This is a genomic window from Paenibacillus sp. T2-29 (assembly GCF_052921365.1).
Genome location: NZ_JBREVE010000002.1, coordinates 632380 through 654833 on the forward strand (window position 1 = coordinate 632380; position 22454 = coordinate 654833).

At 44.3% G+C, this 22454-nt stretch carries 4 protein-coding genes; 1 reads left to right on the forward strand and 3 read right to left on the reverse strand.

Annotation, left to right across the window (positions count from 1 at the left end; all coding sequences use genetic code 11):
• Nucleotide 1: 1 nt before the first annotated feature.
• Nucleotides 2-700, forward strand: a complete 699-nt coding sequence (locus ACU1JV_RS08610) for a DUF4097 family beta strand repeat-containing protein (protein WP_040102028.1) — start codon at nucleotides 2-4, stop codon at nucleotides 698-700.
• Nucleotides 701-781: 81 nt separating this feature from the next.
• On the opposite strand, the gene ACU1JV_RS08615 is transcribed toward ACU1JV_RS08610, so the two are convergent.
• The 3 genes from ACU1JV_RS08615 to ACU1JV_RS08625 are packed head-to-tail and all read right to left on the reverse strand — an operon-like array spanning nucleotide 782 to nucleotide 22438.
• A complete protein-coding gene (locus tag ACU1JV_RS08615; protein WP_165080192.1) occupies nucleotides 782-2089 on the reverse strand; it encodes an MFS transporter in 1308 nt (435 codons plus the stop codon).
• 29 nt (nucleotides 2090-2118) lie between these two features.
• Complete coding sequence (locus ACU1JV_RS08620) at nucleotides 2119-14661, reverse strand: amino acid adenylation domain-containing protein (protein ID WP_413985653.1); 12543 nt, start codon at nucleotides 14659-14661, stop codon at nucleotides 2119-2121.
• 10 nt (nucleotides 14662-14671) lie between these two features.
• On the reverse strand, nucleotides 14672-22438 hold the full coding sequence (locus ACU1JV_RS08625; protein ID WP_413985652.1) for an amino acid adenylation domain-containing protein: 7767 nt from the start codon (nucleotides 22436-22438) through the stop codon (nucleotides 14672-14674).
• Nucleotides 22439-22454 lie beyond the last annotated feature (16 nt).

The following is a 22454-nucleotide window of genomic DNA, read 5'->3' on the forward strand; positions in this document are numbered from 1 at the left end:
AATGAAATGGCTCACTACTTTAGTGATGATCTCAATGTTACTGTTAACTGCGGCCTGTTCATCCAAACCTGCAACATCTTTAAACAAGGAACTTGAACTATCATCTGCCGGTATTTCCAGCTTAGTTTTAGATAATAGCAACGGTCAAATTGAAGTTGTCGGAAAAAACAATACAGATAAAATACAAGCCAGTGTCGTTGCTAATGGCAGCAACATGGATAAGCTAAAATTAAGTCTGGAGGGAAAAGATGGTGTAGCTACGCTTAATACTTTTTTCGAAGGCCAATTCATGTCAACAGGTCCCCAAACGGTTGATGTCAAGCTCACCATTCCGGAACAAATGAAACTAGAAATTAAACATCCGCATAGAGATGGAGATATTCAAGTAACCAATTTAGCCTCGGATGTAAGCATTGAAAATGTGAATGGTAATATCACGCTTAAAGAAATCGGTGGAGCCATTGATTTAACCAACAGAGATGGGGGAATTACTATTCAAAATAGCTCATCCGACGTCAATATTGAGAATGTAAACGGACATATTCAAGCAGATAAAATAGGGGGTACTGCATATATTGAGTTAGGTGACGGCTCTCTGGATATTGATCAAGTTGCAAAAGATGTTGTCATTATTCAGAGCGGCAATGGAAAAGTAAGCATCGGTGATGTGAAGGGGAAAGTAACTCAAAGCAAAAAATAACTGAAAGACCAAAAGGCCAACTTAAGTTGGCCTTTCCATTAACATCAGGTCCTTCAATCACATCATAAGCAGAAATTCAGTTTATAATGCTGATACCCGTTCTTTTTCACCTACGCTATTAAGGACTGGTTCGGCATTTTGACTGAAAAAGTTACGTAATTCTTTGTTCTTATGAGCCATGATACCCATCACCAGAGCAACTATTCCCGAAGCCAGAGGAAGGTATACCCAATGGATTCTATCCAATAGTATTCCGTACAACCCGATTCCGAGCGGAGTTGCTAGCATAGTGATCGAGCTGATTACACCAAACACCCCGGCTCTAATATGTTCTGGAGTATACAGTTGCACATAAGATATCATGGGGACATTACTCATCGAATTAAAAAATCCGGTTACTGCCAAAATCATAATGAAGATGAACGTCATCTGTATCAGGCTTCCTGCTGTTGAGGGAAACAACAATGGGAAACACCATGTTAGGAATAAGATGGCTTGAAGCTGAAACAGCATAAATATTTTGGTAATAACAAATTGATGTACTTTCCGACGTGAAACCACAATGGCTCCTGCAATGACTCCTACGAACCAGGCTCCTTGAATAACAGACAGTTGTTGAGCTGAAAGTTGAAGTTCCTGATAAGTCACATACGGCAGTACAACCTGGATTAACGGAGCCAGCATAAAATTGATGCCAACAAAGATGACAAGTAAATACATGATGGCTTTTTGCTTGTTTATATACGCAAACACGTCTTTTACGCTGTCTAAATAACTTGAGGATACCGTTTGTTCATCAGATTTCCTGAATTGTAACCATAGTTGCATTAATCCAGCCGAAATAAATGTTATTCCGTTAATCATTACAATCGTTTCCAAGCCCCAAGCTCGATAAGTAATTGCACCCAGGATCGGGCCAAGTACATTTATGATTGCTCCTATGCTTTGATAAGAAGAGTTTGCGCTATGAACTTTTTCCCTTTCCACTAAGTTAGGAATTGACGCATTCAGCGTTAGGAACGTAAATGATTGAATTAAGCTTAATATAACGGAAAACACAGCAAGCAACATAACATTGGTTGAGTCCAACAAGAAAATGGGTAAAAAGATTAGTAGCGCTATGCCGCTTAATATTTCGGTTATGACAAGCACTTTTTTCTTATTACTCCGGTCTATAACTACACCTGCAAAAATATTGACAAATACTCCGGGCAGAATGGACAAGCCTAACACCATTGAAAATACAGTGGCCGATCCGGTGATGTCCAAAATATATAGACTTAAAGCAAACTTAAAAATCGAACTTCCTAGCTCGGATATAAGCCTGGTCACAGAAAAAATAAATAGATTCCGGCGAGCATAAAACGAGAATTCCTTTGGCTGATTCATGAGATCCCCCTATTCGGTTAGGGCAAGAGTTACAGAACGGTTGCCCAGCGTCTTTCCAATTGCTCCAAGGCACTTTGTAAATGATTCCGTACTATACTTTCGTCTTCTGGAAAAGGTAGAGTTAGTGCCATAAACAGATTAGACTCGCTATCATGCCAAACTTCGCATAAGATTCGTGATCTTCCTTCAACATTGACATTACCCAGATCCACCGTTTGTAGGAGTTGATGCTCACTTCTCAGCTCACCAAGGAAATTAAATACAATTGGCATTCTATCCAAAGCCTGCTGCAAGTATCCTCCAGATAAAGGATAATCGTTCTGTACATCCGGGTTATACATTAAGTTAGCAAAGCTGATATTATGTTCAGCTGCCCATTGAACACTTTGGCGAACCTGCTGTTCTAGAGATACCAGGTTTTGGTCTAAATTTGTTAGTATCGGGATATGATCCACAAATTCACCAATAACATCATAGTAACGCTTCTCTCCAAAGCTTCGGCCATACTGCGTTACCCAAATGGGTACCTGACTAAGCTCGAAATACATTTTACAAAAAGCAGTAAACGTAAAGAATGCGATCTCCCAATGACTAGTGTTGTCCAAGTGAACTGCTCTCTCGGAAGATTTTAAATCCCACATAACGGTTGTATGCCCTTCAAGTACTGCTTTTTGATCGACAAAATTGGTTATACGACCCATTGCACGATCAAACTTATCTAGACTATAGGTAGTTACTAGTTCCAGATCGTCAACACCCTGAGGTCCTTCCATAATATGAGCTGTAAAATCAGAGTAACGATTTTTGCTCCCTTCAGGCGTTTCCTTTCCAGCTCGAACACATTCATAATAAGTGTTGAACTGGTGCTTAATAATCTCACTGCTCATAAAGTCAAAGATCGAGTGCGAAAAAGGTAATATAAGCAGGTAGTCTTTCAGATTCTTTTTCACAATCAATATCCGATATAAAAGTGAATTGCTCAATTCATGCTTTTTGTAAAAATAAGGCCAGATGATATTATTCAGAATCACTTGCTGTGCATCTTCGTCATACATAGAGATATCCACCAGTGGTACAGGAAGATGATCCGGTGCTTCCCTTACTTGCCATTGCAATTCTCCGTTTTCTTCACACAGCGTACTTCTCATCAAATCTTGATCTCGAATAATCTGCAGAATCGCTTCTCCCACATACTCCATGTTCATATGTTTTTCTAGCGGAATAATCGTGCCAGAAATATCACTGTGTTGGAGATGGTAGCGTTGTGTTGGAGAAACTGGCAGTCTCTCGATCACTCCTGGGCTTAGAATAGCTTTGGAGAAAATGTCCAAATCATTGTCAATTCTTTCTGTCCATATGCTCTTAATGTCTTCAAGATTGACCTTTTCTAGTCTCAGGGTTTCTTCTCCATGCCAAGTGATGTAATGAGGCTGGATCGATTCATCGCAATTCATGTCCAACAGTTCCATAATCTCTTTTTCGAAAGAAATGGCTCCCTCTTCTAAATGCAGAACAATATAAGATTTTCCATTGAATTGCTCTTGTTGTATCCAACCCTTAACGTTCAGCTTTTGATGCAGCAACGCTATAATCTGATCAAATTGTTGGGCAAGTGCAGAATGTTTCTCTTCCATTCTTTCCACATGTAGTGCCAACTCTCTGACCGTAGGGTATTGATAGATACTGCTCAACCGTAATTCACTACTCAAAATCCCCTGTAACCGAGATGCAAGCTGAATAGCCGTTAAAGAATGTCCTCCCAGTTCAAAGAAATTGTCGTCGATACCCACATGTTCAACACCGAGTACACTCATCCAGATCTCGACTAATTCCTTTTCCAGCTCGTTGCTGGGCTCTACATATTCTGTTCCGGTACCAAACTCCAGCTCAATTTCTAATAGCATACGACGATTAATCTTACCACTCGACGTGAGCGGCATCTGATCCAAGAATACAAAATAAGCTGGAATCATATACTCTGGAACTGAGACAGATAGATTTTGTCGCAACATTGCCGTTGTCACATGGGGTTCGGCAACAAGATATGCACCCAAACTAGGCGTCCCCGTTCGGTCATCAGCACGGGCAAGCACTGCCGCTGCCCGAACTCCATCATGTGCAAGCAAAGCCGCCTCAATCTCACCCAGTTCGATCCGATACCCGCGGATTTTTACCTGATGATCGATTCTGCCCATATATTCGATATTTCCATCCGGCAACCATCTGGCCAGATCTCCTGTTCGGTACATCCGTCCTCCCGGCTCGTATGGATCTTCTACGAATTTCTCTCCCGTCAATTCCTCCCGGTTGACATATCCTCGCGCTACACAGTCGCCCCCAATATGCAGTTCCCCCGGTATCCCTATCGGTTGCAAACAGTCCTTCTTGTCCAAAACGTACAATTTTACGTTATCAATCGGCTTCCCGATCGGAATGCTCTCCGGTTCATGCTCGGCAGGACAGTCATAATACGCCACCTCCACGGTCGCTTCCGTTGGGCCATACAAATTATGCAGCGTGGCACCGCCGCCTCCTATCAGGCGGTTAAACCGACGAACATGCTCTGTCATCAGCGCTTCTCCGCTGGCAAATACACGTCTTACACTGTGCATTTTCCCCGCAGCTCCGCTGTGTTCCATGTATTCCAGAAACGCTCCCAGCATCGACGGCACAAAATGCAATGCCGTTACCCGGTTAGCCTCAACCGTTTCAGCTATTGTTGCCGGGTCCTTCTCTCCTCCTGGCTCCAAAAAGCATACCGTTGCCCCTTGGATGGCCCACGAGAATAATTCCCACAACGATACATCAAAGGTATACGGTGTCTTTTGCAGGATCACATCCTCCGCTCCAAACGGAATCCGCTTTTGCATCCAGTGCAGACGATTGATCAGCGAGGCATGCTCAATCATGACTCCTTTGGGCTTACCCGTAGATCCCGAGGTGTAAATCACATACACCAAATCCGTCGAGCGATTGATCGATTCCGGATTCTTTTCTCTTCCTGTTTGCTCCTTTTTCTGTACCAGCATATCTTCGATAGCGATCAGTTCCCGGGTTGTTCCATGACAACGAAGCTGCTCCGCTAACTCTTGCTGGGTCAATAAAATGGATGCTCCACTGTCCTCCAGCATGAACGCCAGTCGTTCTTCAGGGTCCTCTGGATTCAGCGGCAGATAGGCTCCACCTGCTTTCAAGATTCCTAGTAGTCCGATAATCATCTCCAACGACCGGTGAACCGCGATCCCCACCACACGATCAGGTCCTACTCCTTTTTCCCGCAGCACATGAGCCAACCGATTCGCTTGGGCATTCAGCTCCTGATACGTTAGTTGCCGTCCTTTATAAAGGGCTGCCGGATGTTCCGGTGTTCGCTCCACCTGCTCCTCAAACAATTCATGGATTGTCTTCTCTCGCGGATAGATCGCCGTCGTATTGTTAAATTCATTCAAAATCACTTCTTTCTCTGGTAAAGAAGTTACTTCAATTGAGGATATACTCATCTCCGGATTATCCACGATTTGTCGGACCACGCCATTTAAATGATTTTTTATACGTTCCACAAATTCTCTACTTAAGGTATCAGCGTTGTACAGAAATTTAATGTTCAGTTCTTCTTTTAGGGAAACAATAAGATTAAAGTCATAGTTTGTCTGTTCATAAAAAGCCATATCTCGCACGTGAATTTTCAGATTGTGCTTCTGCAGCGCCTCTTCTTCGCCATACTCAGGGTAATTTTCAAACACAATAATATGATCTAACAGGCTTTGTTTCAGTGTAGATATGGATTGAATGTCTGCTAACGATGTGTACTCATACTTAACCGATTCAATGGAGCTTTGTTGAGCTCTCTTGGCCATTTCAATGAAGCTTTCATTCTCCTCGCCATAAATTCGCACGGGAATCGTATTAATGAAAATACCTACCATGCTCTCAATGTCCGGGATTACTGGCGGTCGCCCTGAAACGACTGCTCCAAATACTACATCGTTGGTATTGTTATATCTTTGAAGCAATGCCCCCCATATGGATTGGAACAATGTGTTGACCGTAATCCGATTATGAGATGCAATCTCTGTTAATCGTCGTGTCAGTGTTTGGTCTAACGAAAATTCCAGCTGACTCGTCTGGTAACCACTTTCTTTAGCCTGCAATTTGGACGTCTTTGGTATAACTGCACATTGCGTATATCCATCCAAAGCCTGTTTCCAATATTGCATGGACTCCTCTTTGTCCTGCTTTTCCAGCCAACGAATATAAGTTGAATAAGCAGGGGCTGTTTCAGACTTAAGCGGTCTACCATCTTTCAATTCTAGATACATGCTCATAAAATCGTGGTAGACAATTCCTACGCACCATCCATCCATAATCATATGATGGAAAGTCCACATCATAAGGAACTTATCAGGAGTTGTTTTTAATACATTTATACGTATTAGTGCCTCATTGGATAAATCAAATCCACGCAGAAGATCTTGTTTTTTGTAATCCTCTAGATAAGCGGTAATTTCTTGCTCATTCATCCCGGTAAGGTCATAAAACTGAAACTCTGCATGTTGATGTTTACGCACGATTTGCCGAGGTTCATGTATACCGGTAAACACAAAATTCGTACGCAATACTTCATATTTTGCCAACAATTCTTGAAAACTCTGTTCCAGAAGCTCCTGCTGTAGTTCACCTTCCATTTCAATCGCGACTTGTTCCACATAAGCTGTAGTTTCCGGCTCCATCATGTAATGGAACAGCATTCCCTGCTGCATAGGTGTTAACGGGTAAATATGCTCTACCTGTTCAGTCCCACCAAACTGTGTGAGAATCTGATCTAATTCAGGAATAGAGAGAGTATGGTCTTGGTAATCAGATGGTGTGAGAACCTTCTGTGAAATGCTTGTACAGTGATTAATTAACATTTTTAAATGCTCTATATACATAAGGGATAATTGTTCAATAGCATGGTCTTCATGCTCGCCGCGAATATATCCAAATTCAAGTAACAGTTGGTCTTGGGAAACAATACTGTTGATGTCCAGTGTAAAATGGCTTTCTGCCCCTTCACCAACAGAACGTCCCGGAGATAACGGTGACGATTCAAAGCTTCCCTCTTGCGTACCATCCATAAATTGTCCCAGATAATTAAAACTGATTTGTGGCTGTATGTTAAAATCTAAATCTTGAATATGCTCCACATCGGTCAAATACTTCAGAACTCCGTATCCAATCCCTCGATTAGGGATATGGCGAATCATTTCCTTAGTCCGCCGAATAACAGATGAAATATCTTCACTATCCCTCATATCCAGCACAACAGGAAACATCGAAGTAAACCAGCCTATGGTTCGAGTAACATCAATCTCCTCCATAATCTCTTCCCTGCCATGTCCTTCAAGATTAATAGCGAAGATTTTACTACCCGCCCATTGCTTAATAGCCAATCCAAGTGCTGATAACAATAAGTCATTAATTTCGGTATTATAGGCCTGATGAGCAGTTCCAAGCAGTAGCTGTGTATCTTGCTTATCCAACCGGACAGCTATACTCGTTCTTTCTTTTTTCACTCCACCCTCTTCAGTAACTGCTCTCTTCTGAGGAAATGGAGACTCACATTGGACTCCTTCAATTTGCTGCCAATATGCCTTCTCCTTTAGTAAAGCCCGACTATTCGAATACTCTGCAAGCCGGTCGGACCAATACTGAAAAGAGTCCGTTTTATCCGGCAAAGTGATAGTCTCACCTTGTAATGCCTGGGTATATGCGCTCTCCAAATCCTCTAATAAGATTCGCCAGGAGACTCCATCAATAACTAAATGGTGAATAGCAATCAGCAAATGCTGACCTTGATCTGTTTGGAACAAGCCAACCCGGATAATCTCGCCTGCTCTTAAGTCCATGGTAGCCTGTTGCCGACTAGCCTCTTCCTCAATCTTGCTTTCAGCATCGTTATTTCCTTGTAGATTATAAATATTTAAATGAAGAGGCTTTAACTGCGTTTCCATATGGTATTGGCTAACAGAACTCTGACCGATCTCATACACCATTCGTAGGGCATCATGGTGAATAATAATATTCTCCAAAGCAGTTTTTAGGGCTTCTTCATCAAACACACCACTAGTAAACAACATAACCGCTTGATTAAAATGGTTCCGATCATCCTGTACATTTTCGAAGAACCATTTTTGGATTGGAGTTAGCTGTACCTCACCTGTTACTGCCTTCTGGTCAATGATTCTGGAACGACGTTGGACATATGGTGCTACTTGCTGAACAGTAGGGTGCTGAAATATGTCCTTCATATCCAGCTTTAATCCCTCTTGACTCAACCTTGCGATAACTTGAATGGCCTTAATAGAGTCTCCTCCAAGGTCAAAAAAACTGTGACTAATTCCAATTCCCTCTTGTCCCAGTACGCCTTCCCAAATTTTGATCAACTTCTCTTCCGTAGGGCTTGTCGGTGGTTCATACAGCGTGCTTAAGTCTAAGTTGATATGAGGCTCTGGCAATTTCTTCTGATCCACCTTGCCATTAGCGTTCAGCGGCAAACTGTCTAGCAGTATTAAGCTGGATGGCAACATGTAATCTGGTAAATACTTCGCCAAGTAACGGCGAATAGCTGAAGTATTTAATCCCCCGTCTGTCACCATATATGCAGAAATACGATTTTGGCCGGATTGATCCGGTTTAGCTACAACTATTGCCTCTTTAATGCGTTCATGGGATAGTAGTTGATTTTCAATTTCTCCAAGCTCTATACGGAACCCCCTAATTTTCACCAGATGATCTTGGCGGCCTACAAATTCAATATTTCCATCTGGAAGCCATTTTGCAATGTCACCTGTTTTGTACATTTTCTCGCCTGGATTAAATGGATTGTCTATAAACTTTTCTTTTGTAAAATCAGGTAGGTTCAAATAGCCCTGGGAAAGTGCATCGCCTGCTATACAAAGCTCTCCCGGAATACCAATAGGCTGCAATTTAAGATTTTTATCCAGAATATACACAGTAGTACCTGTAATCGGGGCTCCAATCGGAATTGTACCTTTCCGTTCATGAATCTGATCTACACCATAACAGGTAGCAAAGACCGTGCTTTCGGTAGGACCGTACATATGCAGCATTTTATGGGGTCCGATATGTTCAAACAACTTACTCACATGCGGAAGTGAAACCCGCTCTCCACCAAAAAGTACTTTGCGAATTGTAGTAAAACATTCAATATTGGTTTCTATCAACGTGTTAAACAAGGCGGTAGTAATAAAAAATACCGAGACATTTTCATTTCGAATTAAGAAAGACAGTTTTTCTGGATTCAGCATATTCTCTTTACGTAAGAGAACCAGCTTAGAACCATTGACCAGAGCGCCGAATATATCGAAGACTGACCCATCAAAGGCATAGTTAGATAACTGCAAGAGAATATCCTGTTCTGTAAGATCGATATAATTGGAGTTTTTAATCAATCTTCCCACGTTATAATGCATGGTCAGATTCCCTTTTGGTTTACCTGTTGAGCCAGAGGTATATAGCACATATGCCAAATCATCCGGTTCATTCACATAAGGTAAGTTACTAGAATCTGAATCCTTAACGATCATATCGAGCTGATCCAAATCAAGGATTTCCCCTGCAAATCCATCTGCTCCTGCCTCTTTTATGAAAGTTGATTCAGTCAGAACATGATGGGAAGCCAATAATAGTGTTATCTTGCAATCGTATAGCATCAGACTAATTCGCTCCGCAGGATAATCTGGTGCCAGAGGAACATATGCACCCCCAGCCTTTAAAATCCCTAGGATTCCGACTATCATTTCAAAAGATCGCTCTACCATAATGCCAACAAGCGTATTGGCCTGTACTCCTTTTTCTCTAAGCACTCTGGCAAGCTGATTCGCTTTATCGTTTAACTCGCTGTAAGTCCATTGTTGTTCCTCGAACGATACTGCGACACGCTCCGGCGTCTTCGCTACCTGCTCTTCAAAGAGCTGATGCAGCAATTTTCGGTTCTCTTTCTCGTTAGAAGCGGGTACCGTATTAAATTTCGTTAACAGGATCTCTTCTTCGGATGCAGTTACCATGTTTACGTCGCTAATCCGGAGATCCGCAGAGTCCACAATAGTCTGCAAAATCTGCAAATAATGCTTCGACATTCTCTCAATACTTTCTTTGTGAAACAGCTTGTTACAATAATCAATTCGAAAAGAGAGTCCCTCTTGATCCGCTTCTGCTGTTAACGTTAAATCAACTTTGGCAATGCCAGCTTCAACAGAATACGGTGATATGGATATCCCGTCAGCTTGCAGGCTTACCGAATCGGTATTTTCTAGAGAGAACATCGTATCAAACAGAGGATTTCGGCTTAAATCCCTGTGAAGTTCGAGCTTATCTACAAGATCTTCTATTGGATAATCCTGATGTTCGAAAGCTTCCAGGCTGCTTCTTTGCACCTCCAGTAAAAATTGCTTGAGCGTTTTGTCAGCAGCTGGACGGTTGCGCAGCACTAGTGTGTTAACGAACATCCCCATAATATTTTCTAAATCTGTATGATTACGACCTGCTATTGGAGACCCTACCACGATATCTTCCTGGCCTGAATACTTATGCAGCAACACGTTGTAAGCCGATAACAGTACCATAAATAAAGTGGTCCGATTTGCTGCAACAAATTGCTGTAGACTTTCACGAAGTGTCTTGTCAGCTTGAAAAGAATACCGGTCACCTTCAAAGCTTTGTACTTGAGGCCTCGTGAAATCAGTTGGTAGATTAAGGACAGGAAGCTCATCCGAAAACAAGTCTAACCAGTACTGTTCCTGCTTCATCAAGTGTCCTTCTTTGATCCACTCACTGTTCCAAACGGCGTAGTCTTTATATTGAATACGCAATGGTGGCAGCGAGTTCCCGTGATACAATATCGTGAAATCATTAGCCAAAACGCTCATGGAAACACCATCTGCAACAATATGGTGCATATCTACCATCAAAATATGCCTATTGTCCGAAATACGCACCAGCTTCGCCCGCAATAATGGAGCCTGACCTAAGTTAAACGGTCTTACGAACGATTTGAATATCGCTTGAATCTGTTTGTCCTGTGCTTCTATTTCGATATCATCAGCCTGTTGGAAACTTAGTTGAAATGGAACCTCACTATGAATTTTTTGTACTGGCTCCTCTGTGCCCCACTCAAATGATGTCCGCAATGCCTCATGCCTATCTATTAGATCCCTGAACACTCGCTCCAGCCGCTGGATGTCCAGTTCTCCCTCCATCAGTAAGGCAAAGGGCATATTGTATGCTGTTTCTGCTCCTTCAAACTGATGTAAAATCATTTGTCTCTTTTGAACGGATGTCACTGGATAAGAATCGCGTAGCTCGGCAGGAGCAATATCCATCATCGTCCCAGCTGCAACCTCTGGTCCGCAGATCAAAACACTCATTTCTTCGATGGTCGGATGTGCAAAAATATCACGGAGTGGAATTTCAACTTGCAGCAACTTATTGATTCGAGACATAAGTCGAGTCGCCGTTAGTGAATGTCCACCCAGTTCAAAAAAGTTGTCATGTATACCGATGGAGGATATGTCCAGCAACTTCTCCCAAATCTCGGCTAGTTTTCTTTCCGTTTCGTTTCTTGGTGCAACATAGCTGGTGGCTCGCATCCCATGATCTGGTTCGGGTAACGCTTTACGGTTAACCTTGCCACTGGACAGGTGCGGCATAACATCTAGCCGAACGAAATGACTTGGCACCATGTAATCCGGTATGAGTGCCTTCAAGTGCGCCCTTAAAATAGATGTGTTCAAACCTTCTCCGCTTTCGAAATATGCGCATAAATATTTACCACCATCTCGATCATCAAGGGCAAGTACTGTAGCCGCCTTGACACCTTCGTACGCGAGTAAGGCCGCTTCAATCTCACCCAGTTCGATCCGGTAGCCCCGAATTTTCACCTGATGGTCGATCCGACCCATATATTCAATGTTTCCATCCGGCAGCCATCTCGCCAAGTCTCCCGTCCGGTACATCCGTCCCCCTGCTGCATAGGGGTCCGCTACGAATTTCTCCTCCGTCAGTTCTTTCCGATTCACATATCCTCGGGCTACGCAGTGCCCTCCAATGTGCAGCTCGCCCGGTACACCTATCGGCTGCAATCGGTCTTTACGGTCCAAAATATACAATTTCACATTATCAATCGGCTTCCCGATCGGAATGCTCTCTGGTTCCTGCTCGGCAGGACAGTCGTAATACGCCACCTCTACCGTTGCCTCTGTCGGTCCATACAGGTTGTGCAACGTGGCTCCTTCGGCTCCCAGCAAACGGTTAAACCGGCGGACATGTTCTGTCATCAGCGCTTCCCCGCTGGCAAATACTCGCCGGACACTGCGCATTTTCCTAGCGGCTCCGCTGTGCTCGATGTACTCCAGGAATGCTCCCAGCATGGATGGTACAAAATGGATCGCTGTTACCCCGTTGGCCTCCACCGTTTCGGCTATCGTTGCCGGGTCTTTCTCGCCTCCCGGCTCCAAAAAGCATACTGTCGATCCCTGAATCGCCCATGAAAACAGCTCCCACAACGATACGTCAAAGGTGTATGGCGTTTTTTGCAGGATCACATCCTCTGCTCCAAACGGAATTCGTTTTTCCATCCAGTGCAGACGGTTGATCAGTGAAGCGTGCTCAATCATAACCCCCTTCGGCTTGCCGGTGGAGCCTGACGTATAAATCACGTACACCAAATCGGTTGAGCAGTTAACGGGTTCCGGGTTCTTCTCGCACTCTTCTCCTGTAAGCTCCATCCCCTCCATCAGCAGATCTTCGATAGCGATTAGCTCGCGATCGACTCCGTGTGGACGAAGGCGGTCCAACTGATCCCGCTGGGTCAGCAGGATAGATGCCTCGCTATCCTCCAGCATGAATCCCAGCCGTTCTTCCGGGTCCTCTGGATGTAGCGGCAGATACGCCCCGCCTGCCTTCAAAATCCCCAGCAGGCCGACGATCATCTCCAGCGATCGATGAACTGCGATGCCCACCATTTGGTCGGGCCCGATCCCTTTCTTCCGCAGGACGTGAGCCACCCGATTCGCTTGGGCATTCAGCTCCCGGTACGTCAATTGCCGATCTTTGTATAGGGCTGCCGGATGTTCCGGTGTTCGCTCCACCTGCTCCTCAAACAATTGATGAATCGTCTTCTCCCTTGGATAAGGCGCAGCCGTCCCGTTGAATTTATTCAAAATCAATTCTTTTTCTTCTGGCAGAATAATATCTATTTCGTTCAAAACTACATCAGCAGATGAAACCACAGTGCGGGCGATTTCTTCAACATGTCGACCTAATCGATCTATATATGCTGGTTCGTATAATAGACCGTTATAGCTGAATTTCATCCGCAGTTTCTCACCGGGGACAACGTTAAGGTTGAAGGAATAATTAGTTTGTTCAAAGCCAGCCATCTCCGAAACCGCTAAACTGTTTTCGTCCGCGTGATCGGGGGCTTCCTCCATACCCGGAAAGTTTTCAAAAGCCAAAATATGGTGTATCAGATTACTCTTCAACAAACTCCCCGCCTGAATATCAGCAAGAGGCACATAATGGTGCTCTCCCGCCTCCATAACCGAATGTTGTACATGCTGGACGAATTCCGAAAAAGCAAGATGATCCTCTTCACTTGATATACGCACTGGAATAGTATTGATAAATAGGCCCACCATATTTTCTGCTCCCGGAATATCTGACGGACGACCGGAAACGACAGAGCCAAATACCACGTCGCGGATGTTGTTGTATTTCATCAATAGCAGACCCCAGATGGAGTGAAACAATGTACTCAAAGTAACCTTGAGTTCTTTGGCCAGTGATTCCAACTGACCTGTTAATTGCGAATCAAAGCTAAAGATTTGCTGCTGTGGATCGTAATCAACGTGGCTCCCTTTACCACTCGTAGGCAAGATGCTTTGCTGTTCAAAACCATCCAAATATCGCTCCCAAAACATAAGCGCTGTATCTGTATCCTGCTTGTCCAGCCATTTGAGGTATTTTTCATAAGAAGGAGCTTCACCTAGCTGAACTGGCTCATTTTTTTTCAATGATGTGTAGATCTGGAACCATTCTTTCAGAACGATTTCTAAGCACCATCCATCCATAATGATGTGATGGAAGCTAACGATCAGCTTGTATACATCAGACGCACACTGCAATATGGAGACCCGGAATAACTCATCCCGGGTGATATCAAATCCGTTGGCCTTATCACGTTGAACAAACTGTTCTATATAGGCCACCTGGTCAGATTGCGTTAGTGAAGAAATGTCTTCAAAGTGAATGGATGGATGCTTCTGCCGGAATACGATCAATTTAGGCTCTTCAATATTGACGTGAAAAACATTGCTGCGCAATATCTCATGGCGCTCAAATAGAACAGAAAGACTTCGGTCCAGAAGCTCTACCTCGAGTAAGCCGTTCAGGGTAAGACTCACTTGTTCAAAATAGGCGTACGAAGTTTGATCTAGCAGGCTATGGAACAAGATTCCTTGTTGCATCGGAGTTAATCGGAATATACTTTGAATTTGCAGATCTTTACTCATAATCCACCGCCTAGGAAGATGTATTATTTTTATAGTAGGCCATAATCTCATCCAAATCGTTAATTGAAAGATTCTCATCGCTCACATCTGCGGGAGTCCATTCCTTCTCCTTCTTTTCAGAGCAATGCTCAATAATTTCTAGCAAACGACTTTGCAAGAAATTTCCCAATTTTTGAATACTCGATTCAGCATATTCACGACTGCTATACTCAATCCCGAGGGTTAATATCCCCTGTTCGATACTTCCATTAATATCAAGCACAAATGGTGTCTCGGTCTCCTCACTTACTGTTCGACCCGCAGAATACTTTGATTCGACAAATAAAGGCGCAACGGAGCCTGAATCAATCTGGCCGTGATAATTAAAGCGAATTTCAGGTGCAAAATGTCCCTGGCTAGTACTTTTCAAATCGTGTAGGGTCATATATTCCAGAATTCCGAAGTCAATGCCCTTATTAGGAACACGTCGCAACGCTTCCTTGGTCAGCTTAATTTGGTAAGCTAAATCGGTATTATGCTTCATATCCAGATGAATAGGATACATCGTAGTAAACCAGCCGACCGTTCTGGTTATATCTATATCATCAAAAATCTGTTCCCGTCCGTGCCCTTCCAACAAAATGGTAAATTCGTCATCATCAGTCCAGTCTCTCAATGCCAGCCCAAAGGCTGTCAACAGTAGATCGTTTACATTCGTACTATAAGCCTTGTGTACATCCTTCTGTAGACGATCTGTTTGTTGCTTGGAAAGCCTTACGTTGCAGATTTCCAGGTCTTTCCCTCTTCTGTCAGCGGCCGGATAGTCTTTATGAAGCGGTTTACTGGAATGACGGATTACATTCTCCCAATAACGTTTGTAACGAGCTGGACGCCCACCCTTTGCATCATCACCAAGGCGATGGGTCCAATCCTTCCATGAATGGGTCTTCGCCTGAAAGAGGATTTCTTCATTATTAAGTGCCTGCATATACCCCTGCTCCAAATCTTCCAATAGAATTCTCCAAGAAACTCCATCTACCACCAAATGATGAATCGCGAGTAGTAAGTGATCACCTTGAGCGGTGTGAAACAACCCCGCTTGCACAAGCGGACCGTTTTCTAAATTCATGCGCCGCTGAATCGCTTCGCTGAGGGTCTGGATTGCTTCTTCAATGGATGACTCATGGCTTACATCCAGAGCAGTAAGAGCATATGCCTTTCGATTCGTACCATGAATGATGGGAATAATTTTGTCCTGATTCGCTGTATATGTCATTCGTAAGGCATCATGATGCTCAGTCAGCTTACACAACACCTGATCGACCAGTTCTTCCTCCCACCCATTTTGGCTATACAACATAACGGCCTGGTTCCAATAGTTGGATTCCGTGAACTTTTGTTCAAAAAACCATCGTTGGATAGGGGATAGCTCAGCCTCTCCTTCAATAATCCCTTGCTCGGCTTGAACACTGACTGCTCTTAGATCTGGAGTCAGGCTACCTATCGTTTGATGACGGAAAAGGTCCTTAATTTCCATGCGATATCCGTGCTTACTTAGACGTGTGGAAATTTGAATAGCTTTAATCGAATCCCCGCCCAATTCAAAAAAGTTATGATTCGTTCCGATAGGAGCATAGCCAAGAACCTCTTGCCAGATTTCCGCCATCAACGTTTCAACCTTATTGGATGGAGGAATATAATCTACCTCAATCGACAGACTGTGATCAGGCTCAGGCAATGCTTTTCTGTCGATCTTACCGCTCGATAGATAAGGCATAGCTTCCATAGATACGATATAAGCAGGCACCATATACTCGGGAAGGACTTCTTTAATACGAGCCTTTAATGCTTGTACATTGAATTCCTGGGCATGTTCAACATAGGCGCATAAATAACTTCCCCCAGAACGGTCATCACGAGCAAGCACTACTGCCGTCTGTACCCCTTCGTAGGCCAGTATTGCCGCTTCAATCTCACCCAGTTCGATCCGGTAGCCCCGAATTTTCACCTGATGGTCGATCCGACCCATATATTCAATGTTTCCATCCGGTAGCCACCTCGCCAAGTCTCCCGTCCGGTACATCCGTCCCCCTGCCGCATAGGGGTCCGCTACGAACTTCTCCTCCGTCAGTTCTTTCCGATTCACATATCCTCGGGCTACGCAGTCCCCTCCAATGTGCAGCTCGCCCGGTACACCTATCGGCTGCAATCGGTCTTTATGGTCCAAAATATACAATTTTACGTTATCAATCGGCTTCCCAATCGGAATGCTCTCTGGTTCCTGCTCGGCAGGACAGTCGTAATACGCCACCTCTACCGTTGCCTCTGTCGGTCCATACAGGTTGTGTAGCGTGGCTCCTTCGGCTCCCAGCAAACGGTTAAACCGGCGGACATGTTCTGTCATCAGCGCTTCCCCGCTGGCAAATACTCGCCGGACACTACGCATTTTTCCGGCGGCTCCGCTATGCTCGATATACTCCAGGAATGCTCCCAGCATGGATGGTACAAAATGGATCGCTGTTACCCCGTTGGCCTCCACCGTTTCGGCTATCGTTGCCGGGTCTTTCTCGCCTCCCGGCTCCAGAAAGCATACCGTCGCTCCCTGAATCGCCCACGAAAACAGCTCCCACAACGATACGTCAAAGGTGTATGGCGTTTTTTGCAGGATCACATCCTCCGCTCCAAACGGAATTCGTTTTTCCATCCAGTGCAGACGGTTGATCAGCGATGCGTGCTCAATCATGACCCCCTTCGGCTTGCCGGTGGAGCCTGACGTATAGATCACGTACACCAAATCGGTTGAGCGGTTAACGGGTTCCGGGTTCTTCTCGCACTCTTCTCCTGTAAGCTCCATCCCCTCCATCAGCAGATCTTCGATAGCGATCAGCTCGCGATTGGCTCCGTGCGGATGAAGGCGGTCCAACTGATCCCGCTGGGTCAGCAGGATAGATGCCCCGCTATCCTCCAGCATGAATCCCAGCCGTTCTTCCGGGTCCTCTGGATGTAGCGGCAGATACGCCCCGCCTGCCTTCAAAATCCCCAGCAGGCCGACGATCATCTCCAGCGATCGATGAACTGCGATGCCCACCATCTGGTCGGGCCCGATCCCTTTCTTCCGCAGGACGTGAGCCACCCGATTCGCTTGGGCATTCAGCTCCCGGTACGTCAATTGCCGATCTTTGTATAGGGCTGCCGGATGTTCCGGTGTTCGCTCCACCTGCTCCTCAAACAATTGATGAATCGTCTTCTCCCTTGGATAAGGCGCAGCCGTCCCGTTGAATTTCTTCAAAATTAATTCTTTTTCTACCGCTGTTAACAAATCGGTATCACCTATGGTTTGTGTGCTATTAGCTACAAACGACCTTAGCACCACCACCATATGATCCAAGAAGCGTTCGACAGTGTCCTTTTGGAACAAAGCACTGTTATACTCCAAATTCAAATGAAGGTAGCTGCCTGTTTCTTCCGCACTCAAGGTTAAATCAAATCGGGATACACCTGGATTGAACGGAAACGGTTTGAATTCCAACCCACTAGATTGTAGCGGCTGTCCTTTTGTATTTTGCATGACAAACATGGTGTCGAAGATCGGGCTTCGGCTCACATCTCTCCGCAGCGCAAGCTTTTCGACCAATTGCTCAAAGGGATATTCCTGATGCTCAAAAGCAGATAAAACCGTTTCCTTAACTTCGTCCAGAAAAGCTGAAAGACTCTTCTCCGCTGAAGGGCTAGTACGTAGTGCCAACGTATTAACAAACATGCCGACGATCTTTTCTGTATCTGGATGTCTTCTCCCAGCAACCGGTGTACCGATGACAATGTCGTCTTGTCGTGCATGCTTGGACAAAACAACGTTATATACAGCCAGTAAAATCATGAACAATGTACTTTGAGTTTCAGCTGCAAGTTTGTGAAGTGGCTCTGTTATATCATCGCCCAGGATTCGGGATACCGTGTTACCTTCATAGCTTTGAATAGACGGTCTTGGGAAATCCGTTGGTAGCTCCAGTACAGGCGGCTCATGTTTAAAGAGATCAAGCCAGTAGGATTCCTGCTCTTTAATAAATCCATGATTTATTTGCTCATTATGCCAGTTAGCATAATCTTTGTACTGAACGGATAGAGGCGGAAGCGCCTGTCCATCATATGCTTTTACAAATTCATCCATAATAATAGACATAGAAACGCCGTCCGAAATAATATGGTGTAAATCAACCAGCAGCATATTTTTGTTCTCTGCCAACGGGATCAGCTCGCCTCTTAATAAAGGGGCACGACTCAGGTCAAACGGTTGGACGAATTCACTTAGCACCGTTTCTATATGCTGTTCCTCTGAATCCTCTTTGCTGGTCAGACTATGAATTTTCAACTCAAATTCTACTTCGTCATGTACGCTTTGAACCGGCTCTCCGTTGATCCATGAGAAAGAAGTGCGCAATGCTTCATGCCTGTGAATCAGAGTGTTGAAAGCCATTTTCAACCGTTCCTGATCCAGATGGCCTTGAACGAGCATGACAGAAGGCATATTGTAAACCAGTTCCGCTCCTTCAAGTTGATGCAATATCATCTGACGTCTTTGCGAGGAGGAAACTGGATAATAGGTTTGATCAGAAAGTAGAGCAATTTCGGTAAATGTACCTGCCCCTCTCCCGATTGTACGTTCAATGAGTTTGCTCATGCTTTCCACAGTTGGGTACTCAAATATTTCACGCATAGGCAACTCGACCTGGAATTCTCGAATAATTTTCCCGATCAGTATTGTAGCCTTCAGCGAATGTCCACCCAGTTCAAAAAAATGGCTGTGTACACCTATGGGGCTCACATGCAGAATATCCTCCCACAAACGTACTAGACGAGTTTCTGTATCTGTTCGAGGAGCTACAACCCCCTGCTCCCGAATCACATGATGGGGCTCAGGAAGCGCTCCTCGGTTCACCTTTCCATTAGACGTAAGAGGTATCGTTTCCATCTGTATCAGATGAGCAGGTACCATATACAAGGGCAGAGACGCTTTCAAAAAAGATCGTATTTCCTGTGTTAAGAGTTCATGGTCCGAAACAATATAAGCGCATAAATACGTTTCGTCCTCTTGGTCTTTTCTAGATAGAACAACGGCTTCTCTGATGTCATGATGAGAGAGCAGGACCTTCTCGATTTCTCCAGTCTCAATACGATATCCACGGATTTTCACCTGGTGGTCTGTTCTTCCGAGATACTCCACATTGCCGTCGGGGAGCCACTTCGCCAAGTCCCCTGTCTTATACATACGCTCTCCGAAAACGAAGGGACTATCCGTGAATCTTTCGTCCGTTAGATCGGGTTGATTAATGTAGCCTAGGGCTACTCCTGTACCAGCAATATAAAGTTCGCCTGGAATACCAACAGGAAGCAATCTCCCCTCCTGATCCAAAATGTACAACCGGGTATTGTCAATAGGCTTACCAATTGGAATACTCTGCAAATCATCTCCATCCGGGCAATCAAACCATGTTGCATCCACTGTTGCCTCCGTTGGTCCGTATAAATTATGCAGAGTTGTGCCATTCGGCTTTCGAAGCAAAGTATTAAACCGTCTGGCTTGCTTTACTGTTAGTGCCTCCCCGCTAGCGAAAACTCGTTTAATACTGCTGAGTTTCCCCTCTGCTTGGTGCTGCTCAACATACTCCAAAAAAACAGACAACATGGAAGGCACAAAATGAAGGGTTGTAATTTTCTGTTCTGCCACCGTGTCCACCAGTAGCTTGGGATCCTTCTCCCCATCAGGCGGAAGAAAGTAGACTGAAGCTCCGGCTATAGCCCACCAAAATAGTTCCCATACAGAAACATCAAAGGTGTAAGGCGTTTTCTGTAAAATGATATCGTCCACACCAATCGGATACTTTTTTTGCATCCAATGAAGCCGATTCACTATAGAGGTGTGACGAATCATAACTCCTTTAGGCTTACCTGTAGAACCGGATGTATAAATTACGTAAGCTAAATCTTCCGGCCCACTGTAAGGTTCAAGATTAGTTTTTTCAGTTGGCCAGTCTGCTCCGATCGCAAGCACGCTGATATTCGCTGAAATATCCTTCAATGTAGTTTGGATTTCCTGCTGCACCAGCAGGATGGAAGCTCCGCTGTTACCCGCTATATATTGAATTCGTTCCAGAGGATCCTCTGGATTGATTGGCAAGTAAGCCCCCCCTGCCTTAAGAATAGCCATGATCCCGACTAGCATCTCCGGTGAGCGATAGGCTGCAATCCCAACAATCTGGCCAGTTTGCACCCCTTTCATCCTCAAGACGCGAGCCAATCGATTAGCCCGTTCGTTCAATTCCAGATAAGTTAACCGCCCATCAGCGAATGCTGCTGCCAAACGATTCGGCGTCAGTGCCACCTGCTCTTCGAATAGCTGTTGAATCGTTTGGCTTTGAGGATATAAGGCATCTGTATCATTAAAATCTCGCAGGATTCTGTGTTTTTCCTCGCCAGAAAGCAAATCAATATCATCCACATTCATATGCGGATTAGAAACTACCTGTTCAGCTATTTGTTTTAGGTGCAGTTCAATTCTTTCAATATCTGAAGCTTGATAAGCAATACTGTTATAGCCAAACTTAACCTTCAATTCCTTACCAGGAATGACTCCAATATTAAAATCATAATTCGTTTGCTCAAAGCCCTCGGTTTCCACAATTGAAACAAGCTGTTCTCCTTCACCACCAGCAAGCTCTTCAGTAATTGGATAGTTCTCGAACGCTATGATATGGTGGATCAAGCTTTTACCCAGTGGGGTTAGCATCTGAATATCAGCCAAGGATAGAAAATGGTACTTCCCCGATTCCATCATATTCTGCTGAAATTGCTTGATTATCTGGGAAAATGTTTGTGCTTCTTTATGACAAATACGTACAGGAATCGTATTAATAAATAATCCAACCATTTCCTCCGACCCTTCCAGCTCAGCTGGACGGCCGGAAACAACGGAACCAAATACCACATCTTTGGTGTTATTGTATCTTTGTAGCAACAGACCCCAAATCCCATGAAATACAGAACTTAAGGTTACCTGATTTTGTTGTGCTATCATTTCCAAACCACGGGTTAACTGCTCGTCCAAGGTAAAAATATGGTTGTTCAGCTTGTAGCTTCCATCCTCAGTTGACTTACTGCTAAGAGGTAAGCCACTTTGCTCTTCCACACCTGATAATTGTTGTTCCCAATAAGCAAGAGCTGTCTTCTTATTTTGCTGACCTAACCAACTGATATACCGGCTATATGGAAATACTACATCCAATTCTGGCTTCTTCCCGAGGGAATAAGCTCTGTAAATTTGGAACAGATCCTTCGCAATTGTACCAATACACCAGCCATCCATAATGATGTGATGAAAGCTTAGAACCATTTTGCAGCTTGTATCACTTAATGCAAGAACACTTATCCGAATAAGGAGATCCTTTTCCAGATCAAAACGCATTTTCCGATCATTAATCGTAAAATTATCAACATATAAACGTTGTTCTGCTTCATTTAATTCCGTAATGTCTCTATAATCAATCGTTGCCTCTTTATTAGCCAGCACGACTTGTAACGGTTGGTCTGTTTCTTTATAAACAAACACAGTCCGTAACACATCATAACGGTCAATTAGGGTTTGGAAGCTTTCTTTCAGCGTCTCTACATTCAACCGTTCATTTAAGGTAATGACCGTTTGATCAAAATATGCTTCTGAGTGCTCGTCTAAAATGGAGTGATATAGAAGCCCCTCCTGCATGGGTGTCAATGGATAAATGTTTTGAATGAGTGCGTTTCTCATACGGCTCACCACTTTG